The 24,804-nt window shown below is 38.8% G+C and carries 38 protein-coding genes; 8 read left to right on the top strand and 30 right to left on the bottom strand.

All coding sequences use genetic code 11. The features are described from left to right. The 5 genes from HT728_RS09030 to HT728_RS09010 all read right to left on the bottom strand — a co-directional run. The coding region (locus HT728_RS09030) for a minor capsid protein (RefSeq protein WP_173234858.1) at nt 1-932 on the bottom strand (932 nt) is incomplete at its 3' end. Continuing rightward, nucleotides 901-2,328, bottom strand: a complete 1,428-nt coding sequence (locus HT728_RS09025) for a phage portal protein (protein WP_173214015.1) — start codon at nt 2,326-2,328, stop codon at nt 901-903. The genes HT728_RS09025 and HT728_RS09030, both read right to left, overlap by 32 nt. Nucleotides 2,329-2,339: 11 nt before the next feature. Then, entirely contained in the window at nt 2,340-3,596 is a 1,257-nt protein-coding gene (locus tag HT728_RS09020) for a PBSX family phage terminase large subunit (protein WP_173234856.1), read from the bottom strand. Continuing rightward, the gene (locus HT728_RS09015; protein WP_173234854.1) at nt 3,586-4,032 is read right to left on the bottom strand and encodes a terminase small subunit; all 447 of its coding nucleotides are present in this window, start codon (nt 4,030-4,032) and stop codon (nt 3,586-3,588) included. Before HT728_RS09015 ends, HT728_RS09020 begins: the two co-directional genes overlap by 11 nt. Nucleotides 4,033-5,397: 1,365 nt before the next feature. After that, a complete protein-coding gene (locus tag HT728_RS09010) occupies nt 5,398-5,826 on the bottom strand; it encodes an ArpU family phage packaging/lysis transcriptional regulator (RefSeq protein WP_001165369.1) in 429 nt (142 codons plus the stop codon). A 130-nt stretch (nt 5,827-5,956) separates the two neighbouring features. Between HT728_RS09010 and HT728_RS09005 the strand changes: the two genes are divergently transcribed. Together HT728_RS09005 and HT728_RS09000 are read left to right on the top strand one after the other, a co-directional pair. After that, complete coding sequence (locus HT728_RS09005) at nt 5,957-6,172, top strand: AbrB family transcriptional regulator (RefSeq protein WP_001098945.1); 216 nt, start codon at nt 5,957-5,959, stop codon at nt 6,170-6,172. Further along, a complete protein-coding gene (locus tag HT728_RS09000; protein ID WP_000125658.1) occupies nt 6,156-6,509 on the top strand; it encodes a type II toxin-antitoxin system PemK/MazF family toxin in 354 nt (117 codons plus the stop codon). The genes HT728_RS09005 and HT728_RS09000 overlap by 17 nt, the downstream gene beginning before the upstream one ends. A gap of 20 nt (nt 6,510-6,529) precedes the next feature. Here the strand turns inward: HT728_RS09000 and HT728_RS08995 are convergent, their stop codons facing one another. The 20 genes from HT728_RS08995 to HT728_RS08900 form a co-directional block, all read right to left on the bottom strand. Then, nucleotides 6,530-6,922, bottom strand: coding sequence for a YopX family protein (locus tag HT728_RS08995; protein ID WP_172922637.1), 393 nt, complete (start codon nt 6,920-6,922; stop codon nt 6,530-6,532). Continuing rightward, nucleotides 6,919-7,179, bottom strand: a complete 261-nt coding sequence (locus HT728_RS08990) for a DUF1372 family protein (protein WP_173234852.1) — start codon at nt 7,177-7,179, stop codon at nt 6,919-6,921. The genes HT728_RS08995 and HT728_RS08990 overlap by 4 nt, the downstream gene beginning before the upstream one ends. Continuing rightward, on the bottom strand, nt 7,176-7,652 hold the full coding sequence (locus tag HT728_RS08985) for a class I SAM-dependent methyltransferase (protein WP_173234850.1): 477 nt from the start codon (nt 7,650-7,652) through the stop codon (nt 7,176-7,178). Before HT728_RS08985 ends, HT728_RS08990 begins: the two co-directional genes overlap by 4 nt. Nucleotides 7,653-7,802: 150 nt before the next feature. Next, nucleotides 7,803-8,141: a hypothetical protein gene (locus HT728_RS08980; RefSeq protein ID WP_112445719.1), complete on the bottom strand. Its 339-nt coding sequence runs from the start codon at nt 8,139-8,141 to the stop codon at nt 7,803-7,805. Beyond that, on the bottom strand, nt 8,141-8,293 hold the full coding sequence (locus HT728_RS08975; RefSeq protein WP_173213994.1) for a hypothetical protein: 153 nt from the start codon (nt 8,291-8,293) through the stop codon (nt 8,141-8,143). The genes HT728_RS08980 and HT728_RS08975 overlap by 1 nt, the downstream gene beginning before the upstream one ends. Nucleotides 8,294-8,672: 379 nt before the next feature. After that, nucleotides 8,673-10,073 carry a virulence-associated E family protein gene (locus HT728_RS08970; protein ID WP_112445721.1) on the bottom strand — a complete coding sequence of 467 codons (1,401 nt, stop codon included), beginning with the start codon at nt 10,071-10,073 and terminating at the stop codon, nt 8,673-8,675. After that, the gene (locus HT728_RS08965; protein ID WP_112445723.1) at nt 10,057-10,884 is read right to left on the bottom strand and encodes a bifunctional DNA primase/polymerase; all 828 of its coding nucleotides are present in this window, start codon (nt 10,882-10,884) and stop codon (nt 10,057-10,059) included. Before HT728_RS08965 ends, HT728_RS08970 begins: the two co-directional genes overlap by 17 nt. Nucleotides 10,885-10,896: 12 nt before the next feature. Then, on the bottom strand, nt 10,897-11,289 hold the full coding sequence (gene ssb, locus HT728_RS08960) for a single-stranded DNA-binding protein (protein WP_007518739.1): 393 nt from the start codon (nt 11,287-11,289) through the stop codon (nt 10,897-10,899). Continuing rightward, entirely contained in the window at nt 11,282-11,473 is a 192-nt protein-coding gene (locus tag HT728_RS08955; protein ID WP_112445725.1) for a hypothetical protein, read from the bottom strand. Before HT728_RS08955 ends, ssb begins: the two co-directional genes overlap by 8 nt. Next, entirely contained in the window at nt 11,473-12,183 is a 711-nt protein-coding gene (locus HT728_RS08950; RefSeq protein ID WP_112445727.1) for an ERF family protein, read from the bottom strand. Before HT728_RS08950 ends, HT728_RS08955 begins: the two co-directional genes overlap by 1 nt. A gap of 10 nt (nt 12,184-12,193) precedes the next feature. Then, on the bottom strand, nt 12,194-12,508 hold the full coding sequence (locus HT728_RS08945; RefSeq protein WP_112445729.1) for a hypothetical protein: 315 nt from the start codon (nt 12,506-12,508) through the stop codon (nt 12,194-12,196). 11 nt (nt 12,509-12,519) lie between these two features. Next, a complete protein-coding gene (locus HT728_RS08940) occupies nt 12,520-13,695 on the bottom strand; it encodes a DEAD/DEAH box helicase family protein (protein ID WP_112445731.1) in 1,176 nt (391 codons plus the stop codon). Then, the gene (locus HT728_RS08935; protein WP_112445733.1) at nt 13,664-14,128 is read right to left on the bottom strand and encodes a hypothetical protein; all 465 of its coding nucleotides are present in this window, start codon (nt 14,126-14,128) and stop codon (nt 13,664-13,666) included. Before HT728_RS08935 ends, HT728_RS08940 begins: the two co-directional genes overlap by 32 nt. After that, the gene (locus HT728_RS08930; protein WP_112445736.1) at nt 14,128-14,487 is read right to left on the bottom strand and encodes a hypothetical protein; all 360 of its coding nucleotides are present in this window, start codon (nt 14,485-14,487) and stop codon (nt 14,128-14,130) included. Before HT728_RS08930 ends, HT728_RS08935 begins: the two co-directional genes overlap by 1 nt. After that, entirely contained in the window at nt 14,487-14,969 is a 483-nt protein-coding gene (locus HT728_RS08925; RefSeq protein ID WP_173213996.1) for a siphovirus Gp157 family protein, read from the bottom strand. Before HT728_RS08925 ends, HT728_RS08930 begins: the two co-directional genes overlap by 1 nt. After that, nucleotides 14,969-15,310: a hypothetical protein gene (locus HT728_RS08920; RefSeq protein ID WP_112445738.1), complete on the bottom strand. Its 342-nt coding sequence runs from the start codon at nt 15,308-15,310 to the stop codon at nt 14,969-14,971. The genes HT728_RS08925 and HT728_RS08920 overlap by 1 nt, the downstream gene beginning before the upstream one ends. Before the next feature lie 11 nt (nt 15,311-15,321). Continuing rightward, the gene (locus HT728_RS08915; protein WP_112445740.1) at nt 15,322-15,513 is read right to left on the bottom strand and encodes a hypothetical protein; all 192 of its coding nucleotides are present in this window, start codon (nt 15,511-15,513) and stop codon (nt 15,322-15,324) included. Then, on the bottom strand, nt 15,510-15,704 hold the full coding sequence (locus HT728_RS08910) for a hypothetical protein (RefSeq protein ID WP_112445742.1): 195 nt from the start codon (nt 15,702-15,704) through the stop codon (nt 15,510-15,512). The genes HT728_RS08915 and HT728_RS08910 overlap by 4 nt, the downstream gene beginning before the upstream one ends. Continuing rightward, a complete protein-coding gene (locus HT728_RS08905; protein WP_050253752.1) occupies nt 15,701-15,973 on the bottom strand; it encodes a hypothetical protein in 273 nt (90 codons plus the stop codon). Before HT728_RS08905 ends, HT728_RS08910 begins: the two co-directional genes overlap by 4 nt. Before the next feature lie 92 nt (nt 15,974-16,065). Next, nucleotides 16,066-16,227 carry a hypothetical protein gene (locus HT728_RS08900; RefSeq protein WP_112445744.1) on the bottom strand — a complete coding sequence of 54 codons (162 nt, stop codon included), beginning with the start codon at nt 16,225-16,227 and terminating at the stop codon, nt 16,066-16,068. A gap of 52 nt (nt 16,228-16,279) precedes the next feature. Between HT728_RS08900 and HT728_RS08895 the strand changes: the two genes are divergently transcribed. After that, a complete protein-coding gene (locus tag HT728_RS08895; protein ID WP_112445746.1) occupies nt 16,280-16,765 on the top strand; it encodes a hypothetical protein in 486 nt (161 codons plus the stop codon). Between the two features lie 79 nt (nt 16,766-16,844). On the opposite strand, the gene HT728_RS08890 is transcribed toward HT728_RS08895, so the two are convergent. After that, nucleotides 16,845-17,099: a hypothetical protein gene (locus HT728_RS08890; protein ID WP_112445748.1), complete on the bottom strand. Its 255-nt coding sequence runs from the start codon at nt 17,097-17,099 to the stop codon at nt 16,845-16,847. 82 nt (nt 17,100-17,181) lie between these two features. On the opposite strand from HT728_RS08890, the gene HT728_RS08885 reads away from it, so the two are divergent. Continuing rightward, a complete protein-coding gene (locus tag HT728_RS08885) occupies nt 17,182-17,403 on the top strand; it encodes a hypothetical protein (protein ID WP_188111580.1) in 222 nt (73 codons plus the stop codon). A gap of 194 nt (nt 17,404-17,597) precedes the next feature. Here HT728_RS08885 and HT728_RS08880 read toward each other — a convergent pair whose 3' ends face one another. Next, on the bottom strand, nt 17,598-17,804 hold the full coding sequence (locus HT728_RS08880) for a helix-turn-helix transcriptional regulator (RefSeq protein ID WP_050201102.1): 207 nt from the start codon (nt 17,802-17,804) through the stop codon (nt 17,598-17,600). 221 nt (nt 17,805-18,025) lie between these two features. Between HT728_RS08880 and HT728_RS08875 the strand changes: the two genes are divergently transcribed. Then, on the top strand, nt 18,026-18,721 hold the full coding sequence (locus HT728_RS08875; RefSeq protein WP_112445752.1) for a hypothetical protein: 696 nt from the start codon (nt 18,026-18,028) through the stop codon (nt 18,719-18,721). Between the two features lie 283 nt (nt 18,722-19,004). On the opposite strand, the gene HT728_RS08870 is transcribed toward HT728_RS08875, so the two are convergent. Continuing rightward, nucleotides 19,005-19,142: a hypothetical protein gene (locus HT728_RS08870; protein WP_000969962.1), complete on the bottom strand. Its 138-nt coding sequence runs from the start codon at nt 19,140-19,142 to the stop codon at nt 19,005-19,007. A 153-nt stretch (nt 19,143-19,295) separates the two neighbouring features. Here HT728_RS08870 and HT728_RS08865 point away from each other — a divergent pair, with 153 nt between their 5' ends. The 3 genes from HT728_RS08865 (at nt 19,296) to HT728_RS08855 (ending at nt 22,245) form a co-directional block, all read left to right on the top strand. Further along, entirely contained in the window at nt 19,296-20,072 is a 777-nt protein-coding gene (locus HT728_RS08865) for a S24 family peptidase (RefSeq protein WP_081574876.1), read from the top strand. 1 nt (nt 20,073) lies between these two features. Beyond that, the gene (locus HT728_RS08860; protein WP_001031294.1) at nt 20,074-20,838 is read left to right on the top strand and encodes a hypothetical protein; all 765 of its coding nucleotides are present in this window, start codon (nt 20,074-20,076) and stop codon (nt 20,836-20,838) included. Nucleotides 20,839-21,117: 279 nt separating this feature from the next. Continuing rightward, nucleotides 21,118-22,245: a site-specific integrase gene (locus HT728_RS08855; RefSeq protein ID WP_173213998.1), complete on the top strand. Its 1,128-nt coding sequence runs from the start codon at nt 21,118-21,120 to the stop codon at nt 22,243-22,245. 86 nt (nt 22,246-22,331) lie between these two features. On the opposite strand, the gene HT728_RS08850 is transcribed toward HT728_RS08855, so the two are convergent. Beyond that, a complete protein-coding gene (locus HT728_RS08850; protein WP_000532877.1) occupies nt 22,332-23,048 on the bottom strand; it encodes a YebC/PmpR family DNA-binding transcriptional regulator in 717 nt (238 codons plus the stop codon). Between the two features lie 671 nt (nt 23,049-23,719). Then, on the bottom strand, nt 23,720-24,804 hold a 1,085-nt coding region (gene ply / locus HT728_RS08845), incomplete at its 5' end, for a cholesterol-dependent cytolysin pneumolysin (RefSeq protein WP_173234848.1).

The following is a 24,804-nucleotide window of genomic DNA, read 5'->3' as shown; positions in this document are numbered from 1 at the left end:
TTGACTGCAGGTCTGATAGTAGAACGGCAACGAACATGAAAGGGCGGTGCGGTTCGACCTGGTTCATATTCCTTAACAGAATGAACCTCGTGATTTTCCAACCTGCAAATCTCACTTGTACGACTGTCTAATACCGCTACGATTTCGTAGTGGTCACCGCCCAACTCCTTGATGGTATCTAGCGTCGCGAGGTTATTATAAAAGGTCGTCTCAGTCCTGACAAGCGTATCAGCCCTATGATAGGCGACCCCTGTACGTTCAGAAAGAGCCCTAGCCATTCTATCAATAGACCAGCCGCCTGTTAGGCCTTTATTGATTGTATCGCTGATAGATTTATAAACCGTGGCATCATGTCCCCACACATTTGTTGAGAATGTTTTACCGCTCCAATTGCTAGCCATCTTATGCTTAACTGCATCGACACCCAATATTGGTTTCTCTATGATTCCAAAATGTGCCAAGTTCTTAGCTTGATGGATTTTACCCTTGATGTAGACGTCACTCAGAGCCTCTGTGACCTTGTCATGTATGCCGTCTGGCTTTCCGTATAGTTCAGCTGTTAGACGCTCAATTTCGGCAAGCAAAGCCTCCTTGCGACTAATACGATGGCGATAGCTCAAAGCGTCCAACAAAGGTGTCGGTGTGTCAGGATTTAAGGCCATCTCACGAAACCTTTCAAGAGTTACGTGCTTAAACTCTCTACGCTCTTTATCTGTCAGATATTGCTTGGCCTCTGCGTGAGTCATTTTATTATCAACTGCATACCTGGCATAGAACTTCTCAATCTCAGAAACCAGCTGGTGTTTATAGTCAGCTAAGGATTGACCAATCTGGGCCATATACCTATCAGCAACTATCTGAGCGTTTTGTTCCTGTTGTAAAGCACGCTCAGTCCAGTACTCATCTATCTTTTTCTTTTCCTTGGTCGTCATGGTCATCCTCTACCTTTTTGAAATTAGTCTGAGAGTATGGATTTTGTCCTTGTTCCTGTTGTTCTTTCAATCGTTCCTCAACCTCTGGTTGATACCATGGATGTTGTTCACGAATGCTTAGGTCGTCTAAGATACCGATTGAGTTCACACAATCTTGAATGGCTTCAGACTCATTTGAAATGATGTCACGATTGAATACATAGGTAAATTTAGACGCGTCAAACGCTACTCCTTTATTTGTGGCATACTGTTCTACAAACCAAATGAATTGCTTGATGCCTTTTTGGAACTCATTTTCTAGCTCATTACAGTCCAAATCAAGGTCTGTATAGCGCCATTTAAGAGCCTGACCACTTGCATTACCTAGATTATCATCTTGGGTATCAATGGCTCGAGCAGCCTCATACAAGAACTTACGAGAGCGTTCGATATCTGCTTCAACTCCGCTAGTATCATTGTCTGCTTGTAGGGTATCTACACCACCATCACTAGAAACTTTGATAGAGCGGAACTTATTCAGATTATTCATGAACTCGCCCAAGTCTGCGCCCTGATAGTTTTTCAAAACATAAATCAGCTTCGGCATATCTGCCAACATATCAGCATTAGTAGACATTTGAAGTTGAATATTATCAATCAAAGACTTGGTTTGGACTAAAAGACCGTCCTCATACTCGTTGTAGCGGAATGGAATCAGAGGCACTTTCTCCCAAGTATAAGGAGTCCGTGTACCGTCTGCATTGACATAATAAAAATTTCCCTTGGTCTCCTTGGATAGTGGATTGAGTTCAAGGTGTGAACCTGTCCAAATATAATCTGTAATTCCTTGTTCATCGTAGTATTCTACAAATGTTTTGGTCTTCTTCACTCCGCTTTCGTAGACGGCTTGTTTGTAGACACGCACAAAGGCGGATAATTCCAAATGACGCTCATCTTTCCAAAAAGGGATAATCTGTTCACTTGGGATTTTAAACAAGCGTAGACGGCCGTTCTCGTCGTAATAAGGCAAGCCGTAGGCTATCCCTTTTATCACTGCTTCCTTACCGAGTGACTTAATCGTAGATAAAAGATCCTCGTCAAACACGCTATCTAAAAAATCTTGTGATTCTTCTCCCTCTAGCGAGATGGTAGGTTGTTTAGAAAACAAATACCCGACCTTCTGGTCTACCAGCTTCTTAAATAAACCCAATTCAATCCTTGAGTTCGTCCGCCAATCCACATCTACTTTTTTCTTTCGAATATCCGTTTGGTTTCGGTAATATTCGTAAGCCTGTTTCATCGTACTTACTTTCTCAGAACCCTGGTGTTCTCTTATCTCAATCTCTAGTATTTCATTTTGGGTTGTATTCTTAATCAACAACCGCCTAATTAACCATTTAAACCAATTACTCAACATTTCTCCTTCTCCTACCAGAATGATATTCCTGGCTGTCTCATATCGTCTTCAAACGCATATCTTGTAGCGTCGATTGTGTGGTCGTTTACTTCTTCTAGCTTAGGCTTGGGATTTCCATCACGATCAACTGCATAGTCGGCACTTTCGAACTCTCGTGCAATATTCGGCGTACGTTCTGGATCTATCACAATCGCATCCAAATCATCCAACCAACGCTCTCCATACTCACGACTATCAGGGCCTTTCTTAGCGCCTTGAACAAGCGGAATATTTAGCTGCAGTTTTAACTCATCAATCGACTTAGGTTCTGCGCTATCACAGGTTATCATCTGAGATTGATAGCCTTTCTCACGGATTCTTTCAGCTAATTCACGGTTGCTAATCTTCACGCCATAAATCTCATCAATAGCATAGATAACACGTTTCTTCTTGTCATAGTGCCATCTTACAAAAGCCAAAGGGTCGTTAGCATATCCAAAGTCATTTCCTTGTCGAATGTTATCAAACCTTGCTATCTCCTCGTCTGTAATCTTGCGGAATACCAGATTTTCAAATGGTGCTACACCAGAACCGATAGCCTCACCCAGATACTCCCAACGATAACGCTTCTCTGAACGTTCTCTCGTGGCCTCTGCTTCTTCTATGAATGCTTGGGATATATATGGGTTATCTAAGTAAGTTGAATGGTGTACGTAGGTATTAGGAGGCTGTATGACGCTTTCATATTTCTTATTCACCCAAGACTGTTTTCTTTTTGGAGGATTGTAAGAGTAAAAGAACTTATAAAAAAGACCATCAGCCAATTCTCCACGTAGGAGCGAGTTGGTGATTGTCTTTACTTCATCTTCAGTTTTAAACTCAGCTAACTCCTCAATCCAGCCTATCGCAAATGGAAAGCGACTGTCTTTCAAGGATTTGATACGTTCTGGATCTTGTGCACCACGGAAGATAATATAATTCCCTCTTGGGATGTAGGTTATCTTCAAAGGGGACTTATTAATCTTAAATAAATGACTAACCCCTTGCTCACTAATCGCCCATTTCAATTGCTCATAGACCGATTGTTCTAAGGTATTATCCGTCTTACGAATACACACAGCATTGACTGGATAGCGCATAATCAGTTGAATGATAGTGTGTCCGATGTCGCTGGACTTACCAGAACCACGCCCACCTTTTTCAACCACGTGTAAGATTTTAGGTTCAAATGCTGCACGCCACATAGGATAAAAAGCTTTTGGGATAAATTCACTCATTCTACGCTTCATCGCCAACTCCTATATCATCAACGAATTGAACAGCTGAAGACATCTCGATTTCTTTTCTCTCTAAATATGCTCCGTTTACTTTGAATATATGGTCTATAGAGCGCTGTCTTTCCTCAATCGTCGGAGTAAACTCATAAGTCGTTTCCGATACCTCCACACCTTCAGCGGTCTTTACAGTTTTCTTAGAATACCCTTGTTGAGTTTCCCCTCTAGCAATACTAGCAGAAATTGCCAAGGCTTCTACGATTGACATTGAACGTTCGTCAAAAAGTTCTTCAGTACGTTTTTTAATGTATTCAGAAATGTCAACTTTTGTCAACAATCTTTGTCCTATAGACCTCGCTGTTTTATCAGAATACCCTGCTTTTATTGCGGCTTGTGTTGCATTTCTACTGATGATGTACTCATCAGCGAAATGTTTCTGTCTCTCGTTCAATTTTCCATCACCACCTTTTCAAATAATCAAAAAAAGTCACACGATGTGCGACCTTTTCAAGACCTCTCACTGCGAATTAAAATCGCAATTGGAACGACAGGACTCGAACCTGTGACATCTTAATTCCCTAAACAGGACTTAATCCGTCTACCATATATCCATTAGCTAGCATGAGACTACTGCTTTAAACGAGTGACTTTGGATAACTTATAGTTTATTACCTTGTCCACAAATATTCCTACTTGTATCACTCATGCACGATTGGTTAGACCAATCACTCCTTACATCGCAAACTACTAAGCCATTTTTCAATTAACGAAGACCCCGCTAAAAGTCTAAGCTGCTTTACTCTTTGACTTTACTCTTATCCTTGCGAGACTTGAGTAGGCAATCTAATTGCCGAAGTACACTTTCGTTTGTGACGGGCGATGACTTTTGCTTTTTTTGAGTTTTTTCTATCTTGAATAGCTTTTAAAATATAAAAATCATCTTTCATCTATCACAGACACGCATCGCCATGTGTTTCATTCTCTTTTGAAGAACAAAATGCACAGCGCCTGCTTGTTATCGATTGTTTTGCGGACAATCAACTCACCTTACATACTTTTGGGAGGCGCCCAATTTTTGTAAGATATAGTATTAAGCTCTTGTTGCACCTCGAACCAAATACCTCTTTCCTCTTATAGACTCGTTTCACAGCCAAACTGCCACGTTTGCATTTCCTCAGCACCTTGCCGTTGGAATCTCCCTGCTTTAACTTCGCCCACCTATTCCAAAATTGAAATAGTTAAGATTAAATTGCTTAGATTGACCATTTCTGGCAGGATGTTTGATAGATTTAAAAACATCCTTTTCCTGAGTTACCACAGATTATCTAGGCTAAGCCCTAAAAATGCAAGACGACTACAACCTTGCGTGTGTATTAAATTTTGACTTCATTTTTATTTTTTGTAGTCTTTACAACCTCTGAGGGAATCAAACCCTCTAGCTTATAACTTACCTAGGATATAAGTAGCTACGCAACCATGCGAGGTTCGGTCACTTCTGCAACCATTTTTAAGTTAATGAGTGATATATGAATGCTAAGCCTACTGCCTACCCCATTCTGGGACACAAACACTCAAATGACAGTAGCTGGAATTGAACCAGCTGGTCTAGCAGTAAAACGCACGTTTGGTAAAAGTTTCAAGGAGACCCAAACAACCTGCTAACCTGTCCTTACTGTCTAAGAGGCCGAAGCCTCTGTATTTTTAGGAGTCCTCATGACTGTTCGTTGCCAATCATTGGATAATACTATTTTAGCACCTTTTTCCGCTCCAATTCTCCCAAGATTTTCCCAGATTTTTCCCAAGATTTTCCCAGAAATCACTTGTAGACTAAAAGGTTGCTAGCTTGATAGGACTCTGCAAACTCTAATAGAGCTTTGTTTAATATCCGATAATACTCACTGGATGAGTAGCCTAGTTCTGAATAAATGCTGTAGTCTTCCCTCCTTTTCTTCCTGCAATATCGTTCGATTAGGATACGTGTATATTCCATATCGGAAAGATTGTTGATTGCTTTAGCGATTAGTTCTAGGTCCTGCTGAGCTGATACTCTACGCACGACCATGCTTTCTACCTGCTTACTTGTCTGACCACTTGATGATCTTGGCTCAAGTGAGTAGGATATTGTTATTTTCGGAGCGTATTCTTCTCCAGCAATCCGTCTCAGACGACTGTATTTTTTAAGGACTTTGATAGCTTCCTTTCTGGTCTTCTTTTCATCGATGATATCCAATAATTCTATTTGCACACGAACTCCTCCTCATGATATAATAGTTCTGCAAAACTATACCATGAAGGTCAGCCGTGTGCTGGCTTTTTTCTTGCCTTGCTCCGCTTTTAGGTGTATACTGTATGTATACAAAATAAAGGAGAAACAAATGAATACTGTTAAAACTCGTAAGGTTGGGAACTCTGTCACTGTGACCATTCCGAAAACACTCAATGTTCCAGAAGGTCAGGAAATGTTTGTCTACAAGGGTGTAGATAATGTCATTGTCCTGGCTCCAAAAATTCCAGACCCATTTAGTGGTGATGCGGATCTACGCATGGAAGATGACTTCGAGGGGGTGAAATTCCTTGACAGCGAAATATGATTACATTCCAGAAAAACAGGACATTATCTGGATTGACTTCGACCCGTCTGTTGGACGTGAGATTCAGAAACGCCGTCCTGCTATTGTCGTCTCGCGTAGAGAGTATTCGGAGCGAACTGGATTTGTGGCTGTATGCCCTATTACACACGGTCAAAGCAGACTAGAAGAACAAGGCCTGCTCGTTCCTGTGCGTTCCAATAAGGTAGATGGCTCTGTCAATCCACTCCAACTCTATACTTTTGACTTTAGAGAGCGCAAGGCTCAAAAAATTACAACCATGGATACAACCAGTTTTCAGAAGGTTGTCCAACTCTACAACTTCATCTTTGAAGCCTAGTCCTTATGGATTGGGCTTTTTTATTCCTCCAAAAATTCAGGGTTTTCGTAGATGTTGCCGATGACTTCTTCATGCTCAGTCCACGCATATCCTTCTCCCAAGTCTTTTAGGTATACAGCTGGCATTCCACCTATGAATGTACCACCATATTCTTTTTCTAAATACACTTCATGTGGACATCCTCTTGTGCATTTGATAATATCTCCGACAAAGACCTCTTTGCCGTTCTTATCCTTGAGTCCTGTTGATTGCATGATAGAGTCATAATCATCAAAATGTAACCACTTTTTTCTATCTTCAATCCAAATGACAGGACAAGTCCAGTTTTCATCATCTGTGTCACAATTGCCTACCATGACTTTGTAATTCATTTCTTTTCGCAGTCTATCCCACGCTCTAAATTTTGGTATCATAACATCACCTCATCCCCAACTTTCACTTTCTCATACACGTCCTTCGTAACTACAAACACCCCGTAGTCACGAATGGTAAGCGTGTATAGCTTCCCCTGTCGTCCTTTCTCAAGGACTTTACCGAATATCTCTGCTCCTGCATTATCCGCCTTATAGATAACCATTGGCTTCTTCTTTTCTAGTTCTGCAATCCTGTCCATCTGCCAGATGTTTAGTCCGGCAGATAGAAGAATCCAGATAGCTATGAATCGTTTCAATCTGCGACCTCCTCAAATTTCATAAACGCCATCCAATGCGTAGTACCTCTTTGTTGCCCAAACAATGGTTTAAAAGGTACAGATTTAAGAACTTCTTTAACGTTGATTTGACAATCAGACCATTTGAAAACTAGAGTACCTCCAACTTTTAGAACTCTCATACATTCTTCAAAACCCTTGGCTAAATCTTCCGACCAGGTAATTTTATCCAGCTGGCCATATTGTGATCGCATAATTGAGTTTTGACCTGCCCATTTTAAATGTGGCGGATCAAATACTACTAGATTAAATGTTTCATCATCGAATGGCATATCACGAAAATCTCCGACAACGTCAGGGTTTACGTTTACCTTTTTTCCATGTATTTCAAATTTTTCTTGTCTGATGTCCATGAAAGTTGTATGACTCTCATTTTTATCAAACCAAAACATACGACTGCCACAACAAGCGTCTAGTATTCGTATATCTCCCATCACTCAACTTCCTTGCTCTTAGTTTCTCCAGTAAGTCTATTTTCTAAAATGTGACTTGTATAGCAAATATCACTTTTATACGTATAGTGATCAACGGTTTCTTCAACCCATTGGCTTCGTGTGTACGGGTATCGTTCAGGTCGTTTCATGTTACCACCTCATATATAAATATTTCGTGTCAATATCTTGTTCTAAAATACAATCCCTTAACGATTTCAAAACATCTAATGCATCATTGACCGTTCCCCATTTATTTACAGGTTCATACTTTACATATTTTTCAGGATACTGTTCTAATTCAGAGATACCGCGTTGAATGTTATCTAAAACATCAGCTATGTTGTACGTAGTGTCTTGGTCAAAATCCCAATCCATAGCAATTCTAAACATCTTCCCGAGATTGTAGGTCGGAGAACTATATTTAGGTTCAGCGATACGAATATAATCTCCGTTTTCTATTTTCGCTAAGATTTCCAAATCATAACTCATCACTCCATCTCCTCCATCTTTACTTTATATATTCGCTCACCTCGATACTTGCTCTCGAGTTGAGCCTTGCATTTAGCAGCATCTCCTTCTTTCTTAAAAAAGTGAGTTTCGTCTACCATGTTGTCAAAATATAGTGTTACTGTGTATGACATTTTCTCTCCTTTATTTATTAAATAATAGGCTTATTTTGTGAATATTTTTTCTAAGGTTACAGGTTACATCACTTTTCGCAAAACATATTTTATAAAAAACAAGAATGCTGTTATATCAACGTTTATAGCACTTGCTATTTTTACTTATTAAATATTTTATATAAATGATGTAACCTTACTAATAGACACCCTAAAACAGCAGTAGTATCAAGGGTTTAGGAGGGTTACATCACTTTTTTAAAAATTTTATCAAAAACAGCACTCAAACCCTTGATATAACTGGTTTTTCCTGCGGTTACATCAATGATGTAACCTGATGTAACCGAAACACGATTTTTGACCGTTTTTTGCCTAAAAGGTTACATCATTTTCGCTAAGGTTACATCACTTCTGTTTGTATATTTTTTCTAAAATATGCACGTAGTGTCTTACCTTTAACCTTCTTTATTTTGTATTCCCAATCCTGATTGTTGTCCATAATCAACTTGATTTTCCTAGCAATCTTTTCACCTCTCGCACTATCAATGTCAAAAACATTCTTTAATATCTGTTTGGCAGACACACTCGATTGAAGCTTCACACCTTCATATATCAGGCCGGACTCATTGCGATAGCTGCCATCATTGAAATAGAACCAGGTATATTGATGCTGTTGAGTGACTGAGAAGTCTTCCCACTCTTCTGGAACCAGCATTTCAAGATAATCGTATACCTGTGATTCTGCCTCATCTTTATAAGTGAAGCTCTCCTTATAGACCGCAAGCTCATTTTCGAACTCATCATCAAAGGTAAGCATAAATCCTTTTTTGTAAATAGCGACTGCTTCACCCCAAAGCTGGAGCACATCATGATCTGTCATATCAAACGGCTTGACAAACTGTTGGCCTGCATCTACCAGCACAGGCAGAAAGCGCCGTTCACCAGTCTTGTCTCCCAGGTACTCGATTTTATTGCTGGTCCTTGCGATAACAAAGTTTTTAGGAAATTTTTCGGCTCTGCGACCGTAGGATCTACGGAAAGAAAGTTCTGTTTTAGTCACGAACGCTTTTAACTCATCAAAAGTAGTCTTTCTGGACGCGACCATCTCATCATCGTTGACAATCAGGGATTTTAGCATGATCTCATAGTTATCTTTATCCATAAAGTCTTTAGCCGAATCCGTGTACCAGTCAACAGCTATCTTTTGCAAGAATGTGGTCTTACCGGCACCTTGACCACCGACCAAATCGAGCGTGTAGTCAAATTTGACCCAGGGATTAAAAACCTTAGATACCGCACCAACAAAGAACATAATAGCTATTTTCTGAACAAAGATGCTATCCTCTGCACCCAACCAAGTTTGAAATACCTGGGCAAGTCGTTCTTTATGATCCCATGACTCATAAGCATTTTCCATATATTCCTTAACCGGATTGTAGGTTTTTTCTGCAAAAAATGCTTCGATACCGTCTCTTAATGCTCCAGCCTTGAAAACTGTCTTGAAGTGATTTTCCAAGTATACACTCAAATAGGATTCAAAGGCAGACGGTAACTGCCCCTTTCTTAACTGAATAGCATCTAGTTTGACATCCTCTACAATTTCATGTTCTCCAGTAAATTCATTGTGCCTGAGAAAGTCGTTGAGCTTGTTATCGCTCTTCATTGCAAGCAGAACATTTCTGGGACTGTCGGCCACGATAGATTCAATTTCAATCTCTTCGCCTTCCTCGTTCAATATTTTTTTCTTCCTACGTGAAAACTGCTTAATTGAAATATTCACGACATCACCTATTCTGGCCACCCCCCCTCATGTGTTTCTTGATCATGGATTCGACAGTTCTACTTAATTCTTTATGACTAAGAGGTTCTACCGAATTATTATTGGCTGTTTCTGCAAGTGTTAAGATATAGTTTGGATCAACTGACCGACTCAAGAGTCCGCCGACAAACTTTGCGAGCGTATCATTCCTGCTACCTTCATTACCAAACCCTAGGACAACCATTTCAAAGAGTTCTGTTGTCCTGTTTCGCTTACCAGCACCTTTACTAATTTGATAGTAGATATTATCCAGGTCACTACCAGAGTTCTTTTTGTTGTATTCCTTCTTAATGGCCATAACAAGAGAACGACTAGCCGTAACCATAGTGCCACCCTCTTTAGACTTTTTCTTGTCCCAAGTATAGACACCTTTGGGAGTTTTAGACGGAGCTACCACTACGTAATTGTTTGGATGCGCTTTGATATCCACACCGGGCAGAAATTTAATCATCTGGGTCATGGACACATCAGGATGTTTAAAATAAAAAATATGTTTACCGCCACTGGCTGTCTTCGCCTGAAGTGTTGGAGTTATCAAGTTCAGATGCTCCCAATTGGCCAGACTCTCATAGCCGTTATGCTTGCCATGTAAGTCAATATCGATTACGAAAAATTTGTCAGTCCGAACAGCAATATTGCTATCCGGATACTGATTCCAGTAATTTTCAATTTCCTGGGCAGTCATTGGTGGCTTATCTGCAAATTTAATCGCTGGTTGCTTTCCGTTAGGCACTACGGGAATTACGGAAAACCCCGCTTTTTGATATTTGAGAGCATATTCTTTCATTCCCATTTTAGTTACTCCTTAGAACGGCAAATCATCGTCTTGAATATCCATCGGGTTGTCATTCCCAAATGTATCATTCGAACTTTGTTGATTACGGCTTTCCAACATTTGGAAATTCTCAGCCACGACTTCTGTTACGTAGACACGTTGTCCTTGCTGGTTATCGTAACTACGAGTCTGAATACGGCCTGTCACCCCGATAAGTGAGCCTTTTTTAGCCCAGTTTGCAAGATTTTCGGCTTGTTGGCGCCACATAACGCAGTTGATAAAGTCAGCCTCACGCTCACCATTTTGACTCTTAAATGTACGGTTTACTGCAAGAGTAAAAGTCGCAACTGCTACATTTTGCGGTGTATAGCGGAGTTCAGCATCACGGGTCATGCGCCCTACAAGTACAGCATTGTTAATCATTTGATTCCGTCCTTTCAATCGCAAGGCTAAAGTTATGTTCATTGATAGAGATTGGTAAAACGACACCTTGCTTATTATCATCTGTAATAATATCAAACAAGGCAGTTAATACCTGTTTTCCGATAAGCAACTGTGTACCAGTCAAAGATTCCTCGCTATTAAGTTCGACATACTTCTTTTCCATTATTCAATACCTTTCGCTTTCTTCGCATCTGCGATAATCTGCTCAGCTTCTTTCAAACGGCCAGCTGGGATGCTTTCAGGTTTGTCAACACCCATCTTATCGATGAACCATTTTCCAATTGTTGCAGCAGGACTCCCTGTAGCTTCTGCCATATTTTTGAGTTCTGTCCGAATGGTTTTAGCCTGTGCTCCTGTAATGGTTTTGAATCCGTTACTTTTAGCTGGAGCTTTGCCCGGTTGCTCTTGCTGGCTATTTGTTTTTTGAGCTGGTTTTTGCGATGTACGGCCTGTTTGGTTATTCTGATTATGATATTCATCCGTATCAGGATCCTTATTGTCATCAATCATAAAGAGTCCGTTTAGCGCGTATTTACGTGCATAGCTGGATGCAGCACCTGTGACTTGACTACCATCCATCCCTTTTTTGCTATCATCTTCTCTAGCATATGCTGTAGTCCCAATGGTTTCACCAACTGCATAAAGAGTCGCAGTTGCTTCGACATAGTACCTATCACCAATCTGCACAATTCCGTCTTGCAAAATCAACACCGCATCATGTTCCTGCAAGATTGGCTTCAGCGCTTCTAAGATGTCCTCAGCGCTCCGATAGCTGTACTTCCCAAAGCTATTATACTGTCCTTTCGGAGCAACCAAACTCTGCTGGATGCTCTGTAAAGTAACAAAGATTGAGGATTGTTGTTTTGTTACCATAAATCCCCCTTTATAAACTTCTCAATAGATCAAACAAATCAGGCTTAGTATTTTGACGCTCGATTTTTTGAACATCGCCACCATTTGGATAAGTTAGATCAAATGTAGCCTTAACCCGAACAACCTCCATTCCGTGTACTTTGGCCGCTGCTTTTACCGCTGTTTTCTGTTCGAGATAAGAATTGTATGGCATTGTAAGAGCACTCTGAATATTGTCCACAAAAACGGCCTTTGTAGCTAATGAAGAACGATTGTTCTTGAGTTCATTTAAAAACTGTCCGTTTTCTTTGTTACGCATTACAATATAATCACTTGAAAGTTTCATTTTGATTCTCCTTAGAAATAAAATTCAATGACACGCACGTCATGTTGTTGACGGCTGCCTATTACTCGCCATAAAAGTTGGCGATAATCGTCATAATCTCCATCCGATGGATTAACAGGGTCCAGGACCACAATAGTTTTAAATTTATGCTGAAGGCCATCAACCCCTACACCCAACACCTGGCTTGTAGCAACCACATTTGTCTGTTCGAGGGAGTCCTTCTTATCTCCAGTCCAAATACCAATTTCTGGATGACGTTCTCGAATGACCTCTACAATCTGCTTGGATTTGCTAACTATCAACATATCTGTCTTACTGGTCAGCAGAAGATCCAATTGAAGTAGCATTGGAGTATCTGCATTAACTGCTTTCAACTTTGGAAAGTCAATCTCAAAACCTGTCTGAGTAAGATATCGTTCAAAAGTCTTTCGACCAAATGTTTGTTTGGCCATGGCATATTTACCATTTTTCCCAACGATGTTCAATTTCCTAAATTGTTCTAATTCCTCCGGATTAGCTGTTAGACACCAGATGGGTTCAAAGACAACCTCAAATCCGTTGTTTTCCTCCGCTTCCTCAATAGCTTCTACTTCTTCCCAGCGGAAAAAATTTGGCAGATTACTTACATAGCTTTCATAATCTCGGAAGTCATCCCACTCTTGCTTAGAATAGCTGAACTTGGAATACTTCATCTTGCCGTGGGCTAGTTGCCAGTTTTCCTTTTGATTAGGATCAGCCATTCCAAAAAATGTTTTTTCAAGCGGGTAGAAGTTTTGTCCCTTCTTCCTGATGGGCGTTGCTGACAATCCTACAGTATAGCCACGTTTGACCTTTTGATAAGCCTTCACATTGGCATCACTAGACATATTCTGCCACTCATCAATAATGAACACATCACACTCAATAGACTCATCGCTTGCAAGTCTGTTCTGTAATCTACGGTCCGTCATGGTTTCTAATTCAAAATCAGTATTGTAGCCTAGATTTTGATAAGTGCTGCTCCAACCATCCAGGATGGCCAACCGATTATTGATTACTAGGACCTTTTTGGCTTTCTTGTGCTTTGCTATTTCAAAAGCACAGATGGTCTTACCACGCCCCCCATACGCCTCAAGGAAAATCCCAGGGCAATTACGGTCGCTTCGTTTAACTGCTTCAGCTTGCCATTTGCGTAATTCGATTGCCAATGTCCACAATCACCTCCTCAATATCTTTCCTCTGGGCATAGAAGAGCCCAAGCCTTGCAGCTGCCCTCACATCGTTGTGGTGGCTTTTTTCAAAGGACCATAACCCAAGAGCTTTCAGCAAGTCATTTGGTATATCTGTCTGATAACCTGCGTTACGCTGCAGAACCAAGTCCGGATAGCATAGTTCAATGGCTGCAATAGTTTCTACAACTGAGTTGTCCCTGGAATAATCATTGTCCCTAACCTCAAATTTTTCAACGACCACTATGTCGAACTCAAGACCGCGCCCAATCTCTTTGAACCAGTTTTTAAAGTTTTGAGCGCCATAAGGTACTACCCAATAGTCAACAAGCTTTGCATTATCCAACAAGACAACTCCTGTTGTGCTGGTTTCAATTTTATTACTGCTTGGATCAATAGCTAAAATTTTCATCAAACACCAACTTTCTCAGTCAGCACTCCTGGATAAAGGGCAGTGTTAAACCAATTTTGTTTATTCACCTTTGCAAAGGCAAATAGCAATTTAACTTCTTTTGCTTGTTTTTCGAATTTTCGAATATCTTCTTCCGATTCAAAGATAGGTTTTTCCTTATATTTAGCGACTGTTACCAGCTTGTACTCTGGAGTAAATACCGGCTTTTCATTTCCTTGATCAAGATTTGTTTCATCTACTTTTACAAAGCGAATTGCAACATCAAATAGAAAACCTTCAGTAACAAGTACTTCAATCGATTCTGGTCCAATCACAACAGCTAGTGAATCTGTTACTCGTGTTTTATTCATCAATTCCATTACTTAATCACCAACTTTTCTGTCCGGACAAGCTCCGCACCTTTAATTTTCTTACCAGATTTAAGCAACTCTTTGAGTGTTTTTTTGTCCGGCGCAAGCGTCACTTTTTTTGTAAAATATTTTTTCGGAAGGTCATCTTCGTTGACCTTGACTGATTCTGGATTCTTAGCAATTTTTATAATCAGGGCACCACTCTTAACTTCGGTTTGACCTGTGACATTCATAGCTGTCATAATGTTATCCTTGACATAATCCAGTTTTTTCTGTGCTGCCTGTTTCTTCGCTTTGAAGCTCTCTTCCTCAGCCTTGTACATGGCCACGTCGGCTTCTAAATTCTTGATAACATGGGCATATCCTTCTGCTTTCTGTTCGAATTGTTCTTGCCAATCGATAGCCTCAAGAGTGTCCGTTTTTGTTTCGTCATCAATATCCATTTGATAAATTGTCAGGAACTGACCTGTTAGTTCGTATAAACTGGCCATTACTTCGTCACCTCTTTCATCAATTTATTTGCTTCTTTGATTAGCAAACGCATAACGTTGCTATCAGTTTCTTTCTCTGCTGCTCTTGTCAGCATTTCCACCCACTCACGTCTAGTATCATTCTTCCAATCAACCAATTCAGTGAGTGCCTGTGTATGGTTATAGTAAGGCGAGTAGTCGTATGACTTATCTTCCAAGCGAACGCATCTGCCTGCCTTGATGTCTTTGGCCAAATTCGCCCTCACATTACTATTTGTTGTACCGACAACCTCAGCCACTTCATCGCATGAGGCAGCAGGGTGCTCTCTATAATATTCCCTGATTCGTTCCGCTTGAGTCATGTTTCTTCTCCTTATTTCAACCCTTCGGGCGGTTCCACATCATATGTAAATTGTTTACCTGAACTTCTCAGGTTCATCCGTGCGACATTGTTAGCTATTCGCTGACGCTCTTGCCGCTTCATTTCAGCGTGGTCATCCAGTGTATTCACTAGCGACCATAGTCCAATCCCTACGATTGTTACCAGGTAAATGTATTCCATCATTTTGCGTTTTCCTTTTCTTTGTAGATTGCTACGATTTTCTTCAAGTCTGCGATTTCTTGATTTGATTCTTGAAGTTTTTCTTGTGTTTCAATCAGTGATTGATTGAGATCCAAAGCGACCTCTTTCCAGTCAATATTAGTTTCTTCGACATCTTCCGAAAAGTAGTTTTTAATTCTTGCTAGTAGGTTCATCCAACTGACCTCATTTTCTTGCTTTTCGCCATTTCTTTCTTCCAAGTTCGAGTTCCTCTGTATTGCAGATAAGCATCAAAACCTTTAATCGTGACAAGTTGGCCATCATTCCTAAGATGTTTCTGTTGGCTAGGTAGCTTTTTCATCTCGCGTCTCATGTCTCCCGCTTGTCGCTTTGAGCATCCAAAGATGTGTTCTAATTCTTCATCATTAGCAGAGACTTTTTCAATAATCACATCTTTAATTCTTACAATTTCAACTGCTTCCATTTTTACTCCTTTCGTGTTATAATTCAATTAGTAATTTTTGATGAGCGCCTGACTTCGTTAGGTGCTTTTTTGTTTTGCCTTAGACAGAAAGTCTAATCATTGACAAGCTTGGCTTTTAATTCAACTTCAATAAGACTAAGTCGATCGATTGCTTCTTGCAATTCTTCGGCTTTTTTTGATACTTCTTTACAGGCTTCCTTGAATTCTTCAATACCAGAAACTTCAACATTAAGCCGATGTCCTATTGGTCTCATCTCTACTCCTTTCTGTTTGTGGTATAATGAAATCAAAAACGAGGTAATTCTGATGTTTAGTTTGATTGATATTTTGAATATTTCTGCTGCATGGATTGGTGCTATAACGGGTGTCACAGGTCTGTTTTACTCAATTTTTATAAATAGAGCTCGATTATTGATAACAGATGCCTATGCGATGGAAGTGTCAAATGAAGCACCTTACAAATATTCTTTTAAGCTTGTTAACCCAAGTAACAACACATACACAATCAAAAGTATTCAATTGTTCGATGATGACGGAAAGGAAATAAAAGATAATCATTTCGAACCATATGATAGCCTCCCTTTTCAAATACTTCAAAAGTTTATTTTGAGAAAAGATGATTTACATTCCTATCCTTTCGAAGTTGATGAAATTATTTTCCCCCATAGCAGTATTACTTATTCTTATTACTTGGATAGTTTACCGTGTAAAATCAAGGTCAAGACTAGCAAGAGAATTCGTTTCATTTTCAAACACAAATCATTCCATCCTGTCTTTAATAAAGCAAAATAGATTTATTACAGCACAAACTACATTTACGATTGTTACTATGATTAGTCCTAGTTCGTTCATCTTCCTTCTCCTCTATTTCCTACATGTTCAACCATTTCCTAACCAAATCAGTGCTGTCAACGCTGTTGATGGTTTCAGGAATAGTAGATAACTCTACTATCTTGACCCAGTAGCTATCTAGCACTTTCTTATCAACGTAGACCGCTTGTTCGCATAAACCGATGTGTCCATCAATGACCATCGCTCTACGGACAAGTAGGTCTTTTTCTGTTTCCAGTTCAATACGTCCAGCAATATTGCCAGAGATTTCAAGGTACTTGTCTGGTTCTTCCATCCATCCTCCTTTCTATTTCTAATCTCCATTTCTGCTATAATATAAACAGAAAGGAGTTAACCTTATAACTTTTAAAGAATATTTGACAATAGCAAGCAAACGCGACATCTACGATGATGGTAAAGACTTTGATTTTGAAACCATCTTTGCTAGAGAAATATTACGTTATGCACACGATTCCGAACTGGAAACCAAAACAGGTTTCTTTCGTCATCTTGAAATCATGGATGCCGAAGCTTGGTTTATCGAACTTGCTCACTCAGTCTATCAAGATTTTGAGAAATCAATTTCAGATTCTCACTAATCGAGCGTGACTTTTTTTGATACGGCAATCTCAGAAATTTACCACCAGAGCTGACTACCTTAATGATTTTTTCAAGGTGGTCTTTTTCTTGTTCAAGAGCATCAATAAATTCTTCCATCCGTCCTCCTCAAATCTTTCCGTTGAGTACCTGATTGCCGTCAGGTGCTTTTTTGGTTTTAATTACATTGTTACGGTTAAACCGCAATATCGGGCAAAAAAATAATATCATCCACTGATACTTCAAAAACATTAGCGATTTGATACGCTTTTGAAACACTTGGCTCTGTTATTCCACGTTCCCAATGCCCCCATGTATCAACCGAAACATTTACAGCTTCTGCTGCATCACTTTGTCTCCAATTTTTGAGTGTTCTTAGTGTTTTTAAAGTCATTTTTTGCACATTACCACCTCCTTATCTAAGTTCATCTAATCTGACTTTCCATCGCCCTGAGTTCAATCTCATGGCTGACTTGTCTAAATAGCTTCTCACACGCTATTTTTGCTTCTCTGTACGTTGTGTTCTCGCTGATGAAGTAATCAGCAAGTTCAATGATCTTATCTTCCAATTCTAACTCGCTTTCAAATGTGGTATAATCAAAATAAAACGATTGGAGAAATCTCATGTCTAAAAAAACTTGTTTTGTAGTTTCCGCTATTGGTCAAGAAAAATCAGAAATCAGGAATCATTCAGATAGTGTTTTAAAACACATTATTAAACCAGCATTATCTGATAAGTATGATGTGACAAGAGCCGATGAACTATATCATTCTGATAAAATAGATGAAAAAATATTTAAGGCTTTATCAGATTCAGACCTAGCTATTGTTGATATAACAGGAAATAATCCAAATGTCTTTTTGGAACTTGGCTATCGTAAAGCCTTAGATTTACCAACTATATTTTTAAGACAACAAACTGATGAAGATATTCCATTTGATATTCGGACAATCAATATCATTCAGTATGATTTAAAAAATGCCAGCGGTACAAATATGCTGGATTCTGTTCAAAAAACTATTGAACGAATTCAAAAAACCGAGGAAACTTTAGATTTTTCAACATTGAAAAACAAAAATAATGATGGAAAGGACTACGTTACAACTCAAGAATTCTCGCAATTAACATCTACAATTAACAATATTTATGACGCTGTCGAAAAATTGTCACATGAAGTGAAAAATATTTCAAAGACTAATCATTCTACAACTCAAGAAGATATTATCATGATGGCCTTCCAAAATCCTGAAAAACTAGAGAAATTCTTTGAGTTGCAGAATAAATACCCTAACGTATTTTCTCCTAATAATACTAATTAGCTTGCTCTAGACGAACTAACCTTTCTTCTAATCCCTTAATGTAGCCTTTGAGGTAATTTACCATGGCTACATTTTTTTCTATCTCTTCCTTTAGAGTTTCTAGTTCGGTCATATTTCCTACTCCTTATCTTTTTTATCATATCGGTACTTCACTATCTGACGAATAGTAAAAGATACAATCACAAATCCTGCTAGGATTATCAATCCAGTTTCTTCGCTCATTGCTTTTCACGGCAAATGATGGTACACTATCAAGTAGAGGTTGGGGCTTCTGCCCCTTTCTCTACTTTTTATTTTGAAGCTTACGTTTGTGTTCTAAGATTTGTTTGTGCCACAAACGTGCTTCTCTGGTTAAGCCTAGTACCAAGATGACGGTTGCAGTGTCCTTGGTTGCTAGGCTTTTTATGATGTGTTCCATCATTTGCCTTACCTCCTTTCCCTTAAGCTTGATTATATTATACTGCGGTTTAACCGCAATGTCAAGTGTTTTTTGCGTTTTTTTCGCATTTTTTTATTTTATTCTTTACTTTTTTGCGTTTTTGCCGTAAAATATACTATGTAAGGAGGGGCGGAAATGAAAGTCGAAAACAAAGAAATTTTTGCCAATAATCTAAGTTTTTACATGGAGCAAAAAGGAGTAGACAGAAATACATTATGTGCAGACTTGGATTTGAAATACACTACAGTTCGTGACTGGCTAAAAGGAATAACTTATCCTCGGATTGGTAAAATTGAACTTTTGGCAAACTATTTTAATATAAATAAATCTGACCTTATCGAAAACAAAATTTCTACTGCTCAACCGTCAGACTCCCTTTTAGAAGAAATTACAAACACAGCTCGAAAATTAAACACTGAAAATAAAAAAATCGTTCTACGAACGTCTGAGGATCTTCTGAAAGAGCAGAAAAACGAAGAAGAAGCGAAGATAAACGAAGTATCGGAAGTTATCAGCTTGTACCAAGTTGAGGTAGTATCTGAGACGGCAGCAGCTAGCGGATTCAACTACGGATTTGGTTATGACGATACAGACAGAGAGACTATAGAGGTTGACGAGCAACCACCACGTCACGATATTGCGACTAAGGTCAGCGGAGACTCCATGCAGCCTGACTACCAAGACGGAGATATTCTCTATTTAGTAGACAAAGGACTGACCACCTACAACGGCGATTTGGCAGTTATCGCATACGGAGACCGTTCTTACTTCAAGAAGATATATACCGAAAACGGACGCTTACGCCTAGTGTCACTCAATGACAAGTATGAAGACATCATTCTAGACTTCCCACCAGCCGAAGACACACACATCAAGATCTATGCGGTTATCGGGGTGTATAGAGGGGAATAAAATGAACAAAGAAAATCCATATTTTGAACAAACCAAACAAAACTACATAGAAGTTGAAAAACTCTATAAACTTGGTAAAGCAAAACATACATCTTCTAAATACCGATTTCTTGCACCAGCAGTTAAAAGACAATCTGAACAATTCTTATTTGAAGCTAAGACTCAAAAAAGAAAATATTGGAAATTCAGTCGTGGCTCTCTGATATTCGTAGAGTTCGGTGTAAATATAGGCGGAGAATTATCAAATAATCATTGGGCTATTGTCTTAGACAAAGTAGATAGTCCCTATAAAAAAACACTTACAGTAATTCCTCTAACATCTAAAAATCAAATAGATACTGTACTCATAGACGAAGTCATTGCGGAATATCCTTCTATTTTGCTTGATGAATATATTGAAAAATTACACAAAGAATTATTTGCCTACCTAAAATATTTAGATTCCAATAATGCAATTACTGAAGCTGCCTTATTGGATGTCTACCAAGCTTATACAGAACAATTTTCAAACGAAATAATTCAACCTAAGATAATAGACGGTGACAACCTTAAACGGACACAATCAGAAATAACTGACGTTATTGAATTAACTCAATATTACAAAAAATACATTAAGCGTTCTTATGCCAAGTGTAATAACCTTCAAACAATCAGCAAAGATAGAATTTTAAAGAAAAATAGATTAGATCCAATCGGAAAAATGAAAGTATCTGATAACACATTGGACAAAATTAACGAAAAGTTAAAAGAATTATACCTTTTCTAATCTCTTGACATTTTTTAATAATTATATTACAATACAGCTATTAGGAGTTTAGCTCCATAAAGTTTACATTTGGATTTTAGATCCATATCGTGATGGTAGCCGTATTTGATACGGCTACTTTTCTTTTTATCTAGCAACTGTTTCCATTTTGGAAACAACTCAAAAAAGCCCCACGCTCAGAAGTTTGCAGACCGAGAGTGTGAGGCTAGTGGTAAGAAAAAAAGCATTAAAAAGCTCTTTTTCTTATACCCATTTTAACAAAAAAGTGAGGTAAACGCAATGTGGATGGAAGAACTTCCCAACGGAAAATACAAATTTTTTGAGCGATATAAAGACCCTTATACTGAGAAATTAAAAAAAGTTTCAGTGACCATGGAGAAGAAAACTCCCCAGGCAAGAAATCAAGCTGCTATCTTGTTGCAAGAGAAGATAAATAAAAAACTCAGCACAAAACAAGTAGAAAGCATTACATTTGAAGAAATCTATAACCTTTTCTATAAATCATGGGCGCAAACAGTAAAGGCATCTACAAAACACAATTATACTTTTGTTGATGCAACTATGAAAAAAGAAATACCATCTGACACTTTACTAGCTAATATCGATAGACGATATATCCAGAGCAAGATTGAAAATATTATTGATAGCAATGGCTATCATACAGCTTATAGAGTCCGCAGCAGACTCAAAAGCGTCTTCAATTATGCAGTTCAATACTCCTATATCGGAAATAACGAGGTTAATTACACGGTTATTCCTAAAAAGCCGGAAACTTTAGAAGATATTGAAAAAAAGCGCAACAAGTTTTTGACTATGCAAGAAATCAAAACATTAATAGACGCACTAAACAATCAACCGTATCAACAAAAATATGCCGATATGGTAACGGTTCTTGCTCTTACTGGTATGAGATATGGAGAGTTGACAGCATTACAACTCAAAAATATAGACTTCCAAAATAAAAAAATTGAGATTACAGGTAATTTTGATTCAGTAAACAAAATAAAAACATTGCCAAAAACCGCAAAATCCATTAGAACAATATTGGTATCAGATGCGGTTATAGAGGCCATACAGCGTCAAGTGATCCGCCTCACTGAACGCCATCAGCCGCTAAAAGATGATGATTATATCTTTTGCTTAGAAGTCTGGAATAGCCCAATAACATTAGCATCTTTTATTCAAATTATAAAAAAATACGGTGCGAAAGCTGGAATAGAAAAAAATTTATCTAGTCATATTTTCAGACATTCTCACATCTCGTTTTTAGCAGAGTCTGGATTACCTATCAAATCAATAATGGATCGTGTTGGTCACTCAAACGCAAAAATGACTTTAGAAATATACTCCCACACTACACAAGATATGGAGGGTAAACTCGTAGAAACGTTAGATAGTATTTTTTAATTTTGCCCCTTTCCTGCCCCTTTCATTCGCACAAAATAATAATAACCCTTGAAAATCCAGTATTTCCAAGGGTTATTTTTTTGTCACTAGAATCCGTCTACGTTTGTGTAGATTTTTTGTACGTCTTCGTCGTCTTCAAGAACGCTGTAAAGTTTTTCAAAGGTTTCAAGGTCATCACCTGACAATTCCACTTCTGACTGAGGAATCATTTCCAATTCTGTCACTTGGAATTCTTCAATACCTGACTCACGAAGGGCAACGATAGCCTTATGAAGATCAGTTGGAGCTGTGTAAACTGTGATTGTACCTTCTTCTGCTTCTACGTCGTCCACATCAACATCCGCTTCGAGCAACTGCTCAAAGACTGCGTCCGCATCTTCACCTGCAAATACGATAACTCCCTTGTTGTCAAAGAGGTAAGAAACAGAACCTGAAGCACCCATGTTTCCGCCGTTTTTACCAAAGGCTGCACGGACATTAGCCGCTGTACGGTTAACGTTTGAAGTCAAAGTATCCACGATCAACATAGAACCATTTGGTCCAAAACCTTCGTAACGTCCTTCTGTAAAGGTTTCATCTGTATTTCCTTTTGCTTTATCAATCGCTTTATCGATAACGTGTTTTGGCACTTGGGCTTGTTTAGCACGGTCGATAACGAATTTCAAGGCTGAGTTTGATTCTGGATCTGGATCACCTTTTTTAGCTGCTACATAGATTTCTACACCAAATTTTGCATATACTTTAGAGTTAGCTCCATCTTTAGCCGTTTTCTTGGCTACGATATTGGCCCATTTACGTCCCATTAGGAATCTCCTTTTTTCACATTTTAATCTTTCTTATTATAACACAAGTTTTTTCGATTTTCACTAGAGGAAATAGATTTTATTCAGCAAATCAAGCTATGATGACACTTTTGTTGTCAAGATGGCCTTACCTTTCCATCCTTATCAACATTCAAAAAACAAACTAGACCATTATCTGCAAATAGAAAGTTTCTGCCAAGTTTGACCAAGTCCGCTCAAGCTACTGTTTTGAGGTTGTAGATATAACCGATAAAAGCCATTATACTGCACCTTTTGTTGACAGTCTACTCCAGACGTATCATAGTTCAAGTAAATACTTTGAAATTCAACAGTTCTTATAGGCGCTATTGTATTCTAAGAAATCAATAGAAGAGTTTCTAAACAAAACCATAATTTATGTGTTCTTGAAACAGAAATTTATGCTCTTTTTGATTTCAAATGATACTGAAGTTAGACTAGTACAACGGCACTTCTAAAACAAGTAAAAGGTAGCTAATTCCCTGTATAGCAAGGAGTTTCACTACCCTTTTTACTTTTTCTTACAGCCACTATTTGATAGACTCATTTTAACATCACGAGCATACTCCAATGGAAATCGCTAGGCAAGAGATAAACTTTCAGATATTCACAGAGAGATCATCGCCTCTTTTTGTCGCAAACATTCTTCTCTCCTAATCATTTTCTACCTTATCTTCTACCTGAGGATAAAGAGTCGTTCCCCAAATAGAAATCGTCCGCTTACGCACTAGTGGCAAATCGGTTTTTTCATAAACCGTACGCCACCATTCCCAGGCAAGTCCTGTACACTCCCTAATTTTGACAGAGAGATTGCGAACATTCCCTTTTAAAGGAATACTAGTGGTAAAATGAGCCGTCAAATCCTGCCCATTTCTGTCCCAAACCTTAGGAGTCAAAACTTCTTTACCTTGATAATCATAGGATAATTCATCCCAAGTAATGTAATATTGAGCAACATAGGCACCACTATGATCCAGCAGTAAATCACCGTTTCTGTAGGCTGTCACCTTAGTCTCAACATAGTCTGTACTGTTTTGAAAGGTCGCAACTACATTGTCCCGTAAAAAAGAAGTTGTATAAGAAATCGGCAAACCTGGATGATCAGCTGTAAAGCGACTGCCTTCTTGAATCAAGTCCTCTACCATATCCACCTTGCCTGTTACAACTCGGGCACCCGAACTCGGGTCGCCCCCTAAAATAACTGCCTTCACTTCTGTATTGTCTAAAATCTGTTTCCACTCTGTCTGAGGAGCTACCTTGACTCCTTTTATCAAAGCTTCAAAAGCAGCCTCTACTTCATCACTCTTACTCGTAGTTTCCAACTTGAGATAAACCTGACGCCCGTAAGCAACACTCGAAATATAGACCAAAGGACGCTCTGCAGAAATTCCTCTCTGCCTCAAATCCTCTACCGTTACAGTATCTTGAAACACATCTCCTGGATTTTTAACAGCATCTACGCTGACTGTATAATAAATCTGCTTAAAATTAACAATCTGAATCTGCTTTTCGCCCGAATGGACAGAATTAAAATCAATATCAAGAGAATTCCCTGTCTTTTCAAAGTCAGAACCAAACTTGACCTTGAGTTGTTCCATGCTGTGAGCCGTGATTTTTTCATACTGCATTCTAGCTGGGACATTATTGACCTGACCATAATCTTGATGCCACTTGGCCAACAAATCATTTACCGCTCCGCGAACACTTGAATTGCTGGGATCTTCTACTTGGAGAAAGC

The organism is Streptococcus sp. 544 (genome assembly GCF_013277385.1).
In the GTDB taxonomy this organism is placed as follows: domain Bacteria; phylum Bacillota; class Bacilli; order Lactobacillales; family Streptococcaceae; genus Streptococcus; species Streptococcus mitis_BA.
The sequence above is the reverse complement of the archived record's forward strand: the minus strand, read 5'-3'. Positions and strand labels throughout refer to the sequence as shown.

What these genes read in the sequence shown, in the direction of transcription:
- ssb (WP_007518739.1), bottom strand. Translation starts at nt 11,289, where the DNA reads ATGATTAACAATGCTGTACTTGTAGGGCGCATGACCCGTGATGCTGAA.
- HT728_RS08905 (WP_050253752.1), bottom strand. Translation starts at nt 15,973, where the DNA reads ATGGAAGCAGTTGAAATTGTAAGAATTAAAGATGTGATTATTGAAAAA.
- HT728_RS08855 (WP_173213998.1), top strand. Translation starts at nt 21,118, where the DNA reads ATGTGGATGGAAGAACTTCCCAACGGAAAATACAAATTTTTTGAGCGA.
- HT728_RS09005 (WP_001098945.1), top strand. Translation starts at nt 5,957, where the DNA reads ATGAATACTGTTAAAACTCGTAAGGTTGGGAACTCTGTCACTGTGACC.
- HT728_RS08920 (WP_112445738.1), bottom strand. Translation starts at nt 15,310, where the DNA reads ATGACTCAAGCGGAACGAATCAGGGAATATTATAGAGAGCACCCTGCT.
- HT728_RS08910 (WP_112445742.1), bottom strand. Translation starts at nt 15,704, where the DNA reads ATGAACCTACTAGCAAGAATTAAAAACTACTTTTCGGAAGATGTCGAA.
- HT728_RS08965 (WP_112445723.1), bottom strand. Translation starts at nt 10,884, where the DNA reads ATGGGAATGAAAGAATATGCTCTCAAATATCAAAAAGCGGGGTTTTCC.
- HT728_RS08975 (WP_173213994.1), bottom strand. Translation starts at nt 8,293, where the DNA reads ATGTCATACACAGTAACACTATATTTTGACAACATGGTAGACGAAACT.
- HT728_RS08860 (WP_001031294.1), top strand. Translation starts at nt 20,074, where the DNA reads ATGAACAAAGAAAATCCATATTTTGAACAAACCAAACAAAACTACATA.
- HT728_RS08865 (WP_081574876.1), top strand. Translation starts at nt 19,296, where the DNA reads ATGAAAGTCGAAAACAAAGAAATTTTTGCCAATAATCTAAGTTTTTAC.
- HT728_RS08870 (WP_000969962.1), bottom strand. Translation starts at nt 19,142, where the DNA reads ATGATGGAACACATCATAAAAAGCCTAGCAACCAAGGACACTGCAACC.
- HT728_RS09025 (WP_173214015.1), bottom strand. Translation starts at nt 2,328, where the DNA reads ATGTTGAGTAATTGGTTTAAATGGTTAATTAGGCGGTTGTTGATTAAG.
- HT728_RS08935 (WP_112445733.1), bottom strand. Translation starts at nt 14,128, where the DNA reads ATGAAAATTTTAGCTATTGATCCAAGCAGTAATAAAATTGAAACCAGC.
- HT728_RS08925 (WP_173213996.1), bottom strand. Translation starts at nt 14,969, where the DNA reads ATGGCCAGTTTATACGAACTAACAGGTCAGTTCCTGACAATTTATCAA.
- HT728_RS08890 (WP_112445748.1), bottom strand. Translation starts at nt 17,099, where the DNA reads ATGGAAGAACCAGACAAGTACCTTGAAATCTCTGGCAATATTGCTGGA.
- HT728_RS08980 (WP_112445719.1), bottom strand. Translation starts at nt 8,141, where the DNA reads ATGAGTTATGATTTGGAAATCTTAGCGAAAATAGAAAACGGAGATTAT.
- HT728_RS09020 (WP_173234856.1), bottom strand. Translation starts at nt 3,596, where the DNA reads ATGAAGCGTAGAATGAGTGAATTTATCCCAAAAGCTTTTTATCCTATG.
- HT728_RS08955 (WP_112445725.1), bottom strand. Translation starts at nt 11,473, where the DNA reads ATGGAAAAGAAGTATGTCGAACTTAATAGCGAGGAATCTTTGACTGGT.
- HT728_RS08895 (WP_112445746.1), top strand. Translation starts at nt 16,280, where the DNA reads ATGTTTAGTTTGATTGATATTTTGAATATTTCTGCTGCATGGATTGGT.
- HT728_RS08995 (WP_172922637.1), bottom strand. Translation starts at nt 6,922, where the DNA reads ATGATACCAAAATTTAGAGCGTGGGATAGACTGCGAAAAGAAATGAAT.
- HT728_RS08950 (WP_112445727.1), bottom strand. Translation starts at nt 12,183, where the DNA reads ATGGTAACAAAACAACAATCCTCAATCTTTGTTACTTTACAGAGCATC.
- HT728_RS08850 (WP_000532877.1), bottom strand. Translation starts at nt 23,048, where the DNA reads ATGGGACGTAAATGGGCCAATATCGTAGCCAAGAAAACGGCTAAAGAT.
- HT728_RS08945 (WP_112445729.1), bottom strand. Translation starts at nt 12,508, where the DNA reads ATGAAACTTTCAAGTGATTATATTGTAATGCGTAACAAAGAAAACGGA.
- HT728_RS08930 (WP_112445736.1), bottom strand. Translation starts at nt 14,487, where the DNA reads ATGGAATTGATGAATAAAACACGAGTAACAGATTCACTAGCTGTTGTG.
- HT728_RS08900 (WP_112445744.1), bottom strand. Translation starts at nt 16,227, where the DNA reads ATGAGACCAATAGGACATCGGCTTAATGTTGAAGTTTCTGGTATTGAA.
- HT728_RS08875 (WP_112445752.1), top strand. Translation starts at nt 18,026, where the DNA reads ATGTCTAAAAAAACTTGTTTTGTAGTTTCCGCTATTGGTCAAGAAAAA.
- HT728_RS08985 (WP_173234850.1), bottom strand. Translation starts at nt 7,652, where the DNA reads ATGGGAGATATACGAATACTAGACGCTTGTTGTGGCAGTCGTATGTTT.
- HT728_RS08915 (WP_112445740.1), bottom strand. Translation starts at nt 15,513, where the DNA reads ATGATGGAATACATTTACCTGGTAACAATCGTAGGGATTGGACTATGG.